A 5412-nucleotide genomic window follows, 5' to 3' on the forward strand; every position below is an offset into this window, starting at 1 on the left:
CCCGGCGGCGAGATCCGGCTCACCGTGTCGGGCCGGACCGGGCGCATGCAGTTCACCGTCGAGGACGAAGGCACGGCGATGAGCGAGGAAATGCGCGCCGCCATGCAGGATCGCAACGAACCGGCAGGCGGCATGGCGCGGCAGCGCGGCGCCGGGCTGGGGCTGGCCATCGTCAGGGCTTTCGTCAGCCTGCATGGCGGGACGATCAGTATCGAGAAGCGTGAACCGCGCGGCAGCCGGGTTATCGTCAGCCTGCCGAGCGATGTCGAGATGGCGGGCGCCGCCGAATAGCGGAGGACGGGCTTGGCCGAAGAACTGCTGCTGGCCGACGACGCCGCGACAGAGGCGCTCGGCGCGCGCCTCGCCGCGCAACTCGCACCGGGCGACCTGGTACTGCTCGAGGGCGACCTGGGGGCCGGCAAGACCACACTGGCGCGCGCCATCATCCGCACCCTGATCAACGAGGCCGAGCTCGAGGTCCCCTCCCCGACCTTCGCGCTGCTGCAGCCCTATGCCGGCAATGGCCGGCGCATCCTGCACGCCGACCTCTACCGCATCGCGGACCCAAGGGAGATCGACGAACTGGGGCTCAACGACGACCCCGAAGCGATCGTCCTCGTCGAATGGGCGGAGCGCGCGCCGGAACTGGCGACCCGTGCCGATGCCGTGGTGACGCTCGCCATTCCCGCCGACGGCGCCGGACGCCGCGCAAGGATCGCCTTCCGTTCCGACCGCACGCGGTAGGCGCGCTGGACATCGCCGGCGGCAGCCGGTCAAATCCGGTCATGCGGCGCGACTCATTGTTCACCATCGGCCCAGATGTGCCCTTTCTCCCCACGCTCGCGGCGCGCGTGCTGGATGGTACCCTGCTGAGCGGCTGGCAACGCGAAGGCCCGTTCTGGCTGAGTGACGTCACCATCTTCGTGCCGACGCGCCGGGCGCGGCTGAAGCTCGCCGAGGCCTTCGCGCAGCAACGCGGCGGGGCCGTGCTGTTGCCCGACATCCGGACCCTCGGCAGCGAGGCGGGCGAAGAGGAACCGTTCCTGCCCCCGTTCGATGCGCCGTCGACACGTCCGGTGGCTTCGGCGCTCGAACGGCGGCTGGCGCTGTCGCAGCTGGTGCGGGCCTTTGCTGAGAGTTCGGGGAGTTTTGCCAGCCCGCCCAATGCGGCGGAGGTGTTCTGGCTCGCCGATTCGCTCGGGACACTGATCGACGACATCAGCATCGAGGGGATCCATCCGACGGCCTTCGGGGAGCTTGTGCCGGCGGAAGTGGCCGAGAACTGGCAGCAGATCCTCAAGTTCCTCGACATCGTGCTCGCCGCCTGGCCGGCCCTGCTGGAGGAGCGCGGCAAGGTCGACGCGGCGGCGGCGCGCAACGAGCGGCTGCTGCGGCAGGCGTCTGCAGCGCAACGGCTCCATGGCGACCGTCCGGTGATCGCCGCCGGCTCGACCGGCTCGATTCCGGCGACAGCGGCGCTGCTGAAGGCGATCACCGCGCTGGAGCGCGGCGTGGTGGTGCTGCCCGGCCTCGACAGTTCGTTCACCCCCGACCAGCACCAGCGGATGCTGGAGAGCGAGGCGATGGAGAGCCATCCGCAGTATGGGCTGATGAAGCTGCTGCGGCGACTGGGCGCCGGGATTGGCGACGTGCGCGAACTGGCCGGGGACAACCCGCGCACCGCGCTGGTGCGTGCCGCGCTGGCGCCGGCCGCCGAGACGCCGGCGTGGCCGGCGTGGCGCGCCGCGCTGCCGGTCGGCGAGGCGCTGGCCGGGGTCGGCATTGTCGCGGCCCGCACTGCCGATCAGGAGGCGCGCGCCATCGCGCTGGCGGCGCGATCCGCGCTTGCGACGGGCCGCAGCGTGGGCATCGTGGCGCGCGACCAGACGCTGGCGCGGCGGATCGCAGCGGAACTGAAGCGCCACGGCGTCGAGGTCGACGACGCGGCGGGCACGCCATTGTTCCAGTCGAGTGCCGGGCGGCTCGCACGGCAGGTGCTGGCGGTGGCGGCGGGCAATTTCGCGCCGGTCGACACCATCGCGCTGCTGCGCAACGCCGCCGTGTCGCTCGGGCTGGAGCGCGCCCAGGTGCGGCGGCTGGCCGACCGGCTTGACCTTCGGCTGAGAAAAGAGCGACCGCTGGCAGGGCTAGCGGGGCTGCACGGCCTTGCCGACGGGGAAGAGCTGCACGAGTTGCTGAACCGGCTGGGGGCAGCGCTGCAGCCGGTGCTGGCGCTGGCCGTGGCGGAGCGGCTGACGGCGGGCGAGCTGGCGGCGGCGCTGCTGGCGGCGATCGCGGCGCTGGGCACCGTAGAGGACCTGCCCGGCCTGGCGGAGTTCCGCCGCTGGGCCGAGGAAGTGGAAATGCTGGGGGGCGCCGGCGCGAGCTTTCCGCCGCGGTTCCTCGATGCGGTGCTGTCGGCGCTGCTGGCCGGCAGCAAGGTGGCATCGCAGCGGCCGGGGCGCGACGATATCGCTATCTGGGGCGAGCTCGAGGCGCGGCTGATGAGCCCGGACCTGATGATCCTCGCCGCAATGAACGAAGACATCTGGCCGCCGGTGGCCGATCCGGGGCCGTGGCTGAGCCGGGGCATGCGCATCGGCGTCGGGCTGGAACCGCCGGAGCGGCAGCAGGGTCAGGCGGCGCACGACTTCGCCATGGCGATCGGCAATGCCCAGGTGCTGATCGCCTATGCCGAGCGGATCGGCACCTCGCCTGCCCTGCCCTCGCCGCTGCTGCAGCGGCTCGACGCCTTTGTCGGCGAGTCGGAAGCCAGGGCGCTCCGGGCACGGGGAGCGCGCTGGCTGGCCGAAGCCGAGGCCATCGACCATGCCGGCCTGCCCCGGCCCGCGCCACGACCGGTGCCCTTTCCGAAGGCGGGTCTCAGGCCGCGACGGCTGTCGATCACCGAGATCGAGCCGCTGATGCGCTCGCCCTACGACATCTACGCCAGGCACGTGCTGGGCCTCAGACGGCTCGAGCCGCTGGGCACCGAACCAAGCGCACGTGAGCGCGGCACGATGATCCACGGAGTGTTCGAGAGCTTCGTCAAGGCCGGGCTGGACTTCGAGTCGCCCGAGGCGCTGGGCGAGATGATGGGGATGGCGCAGCAGGCCTTTGCCGGGCTCGATGCGATCAAGGAGCGACGCGACATCTGGCTCAAGCGCTTCGAGCGGGCCGGCCGGCTTTTCCTCGACTACGAGCGACGGCGCGACAGCGAGATCGCCGAGCGGCATGCCGAACTGAAGGGCGAATGGGTGTTCCCGGCGCTCGACGGCTTCGTGCTGGTGGGCAAGGCCGACCGGATCGACGTGCGGCGCGACGGCACGCTGGAGATCATCGACTTCAAGACCGGCGGGGTGCCGCAGCCCAAGGACATGACGGCGTTCGACGCGCCGCAACTGCTGCTGGAGGCGGCGATGGCGCGGGCCGGGATGTTCCCGGGGCTGGCTGGCCGCGACAGTTCAGCGCTCATCTACATCAAGATCGGGCTGGGGCCGGCGGCGTTCCAGGTCAAGCCATTCTCGGTGCGCAAGGGCATGGCGCTGATGCAGGCGGTGGACGAGATCGTCCGCCGGATGCAGGGGCATGTGGAGGCATTCCTGTTGCATGACGGGCTGCCGATGGCGGCACGCATACGACCCAGGGTGGAGAGCGGCCGCAGATCCTACCCCGGGGACTACGACCACCTGGCGCGCACCGACGAATGGACGCTGACCGCGGGGGTCGATGACCCATGACGCGCCGCCTCGTTTCCCCGATGCCGGCGGCAATCGTCGCCAACCAGCGCAACGCCTCGGACCCGAGCCAATCGGTGTGGGTGCGGGCCAATGCCGGGTCGGGCAAGACCTATGTGCTCACCGCCCGGGTACTGCGGCTGCTGCTCAGCGGCGCGCGGCCCGAGGAAATCCTCTGCCTTACCTACACCAAGGCGGCGGCGGCCGAGATGCGGAGCCGCGTCGCCGAACGGCTGGGCACATGGGCGCTGGCGAGCGAACCCGAGCTGCTGAAGGACCTCGAGGACCTCACCGGCGCGCCGCCGACGGCCGGGATGCGGGTCAGGGCCCGGTCGCTGTTCGCGCATGCGCTGGAGGCGCCGGGCGGAATCAGGATCCAGACCATCCACGCCTTCTGCGAGAGCGTGCTGCATCGCTTTCCCAGCGAAGCCGGGGTGCCGTTCGACTTCTCGGTGATCGAGGAGCACGAGCGCGACAGCATGCTGCTCGAAGCGCGCGAGACGGTGATCGCGGCCGGGCTGCGCGGCAGCGGCGAGGCGCAGGCGGTGGAGACGCTGTTCGGGCTGCTGAGCGACTTCCAGATCGAGACGGCGATCGTCGAGGCGCTGAACCAACAGCGGACGTTGCGGCGGGTGCTGGCCGATGTTGCCGCCGCCAAGCGCGGGCTGCGCCGACAGTTGGGGCGGGTCGCCTCGATCGACGAGGTGCTGGCGGAGATGCGCGAGGGCTACCTGCTCGACCGCGGCGACCACGCAGCGATCTTCGCCGTGGTGCCGCCGCGGCCCGACGGCACCGACTTTGCCGACCGGCTGGACCGTATCGACCCGGACCGGCCCGACCCCGACGCCCTGATGGATGCATTCCTCACCCAGGAGGGAACGGCGCGCAAGACCCTGCTCAAGAAGGCGACGGCACTGCTGATCGGCGACGCCATGGTGCGCGCCGCCGACGAGGCGAGCCGGCTCGAGCAGCTGCGCCAGGACCTCATCAGGGCCGAACTGGTCGCGCGCTCCGAGGCGATGCTCGACCTCGTCGCCGCCATCGCGCGGCACTACGAGGAGGCCAAGCGGGCCCGCTCGCTGCTCGATTTCGACGACCTGATCGAGCGGCTGGCGGCGTTGCTGCGGAACGAGGCGCAGGGCGCCTGGGTGCGCTACAAGTTGGACGCCGGGCTCAGTCACATCCTGGTCGACGAGGGACAGGACACCAACCCGCAGCAATGGGAGGTGGTGGGAGCGCTGGTCGACGACTTCTTTTTCGGCGACAGCGCCGCGGCGGATCGGCCGCGCACCATCTTTGCGGTGGGCGACCAGAAGCAATCGATCTTCTCGTTCCAGGGCGCGGAGCCGGAGGTCTTCGTCGATGCCGGGCGGCGCTACGCGTTCAGCGCCAGGGCGGTGGATTTCGAGATCCGGCACGTGCCGCTGCGCCACAGCTTCCGCACGCTGCCCGGGGTGCTCAAGGCGGTGGACGAAGTGTTCAAGCGCCCCGACCTCAAGGCCGGAGCGCTCGAGGAGGAGGGGTTGCTGCACGAGACGGCGCGGGCCGAGGGCGGCGGCACGGTGACGCTGTGGCCGCCGATCCGGGATGTGACCGACCCCACCGATCCGGACAACTGGCCGACCGAGCCGCCGGGCGCCACCCCGAGCGCGCAGCGGCAGGTGGCCGAACGGAT

Annotated in this window: 4 protein-coding genes; all 4 read left to right on the forward strand. The window is 71.1% G+C overall.

What is annotated here, in order from left to right; genetic code table 11:
• On the forward strand, positions 1 to 291 hold a 291-nt coding region (locus ACE3TU_RS18490; protein ID WP_374626891.1), incomplete at its 5' end, for a sensor histidine kinase.
• 12 nt (positions 292 to 303) lie between these two features.
• Complete coding sequence (tsaE, locus tag ACE3TU_RS18495) at positions 304 to 744, forward strand: tRNA (adenosine(37)-N6)-threonylcarbamoyltransferase complex ATPase subunit type 1 TsaE (RefSeq protein WP_374626893.1); 441 nt, start codon at positions 304 to 306, stop codon at positions 742 to 744.
• Between the two features lie 56 nt (positions 745 to 800).
• A complete protein-coding gene (gene addB, locus ACE3TU_RS18500; RefSeq protein WP_374626896.1) occupies positions 801 to 3740 on the forward strand; it encodes a double-strand break repair protein AddB in 2940 nt (979 codons plus the stop codon).
• On the forward strand, positions 3737 to 5412 hold a 1676-nt coding region (locus tag ACE3TU_RS18505), incomplete at its 3' end, for a UvrD-helicase domain-containing protein (protein WP_374626898.1). The genes addB and ACE3TU_RS18505, both read left to right, overlap by 4 nt.

Origin of the sequence: Devosia sp. (genome assembly GCF_041917035.1) — a bacterium.
In the GTDB taxonomy this organism is placed as follows: Bacteria; Pseudomonadota; Alphaproteobacteria; order Rhizobiales; family Devosiaceae; genus Devosia_A.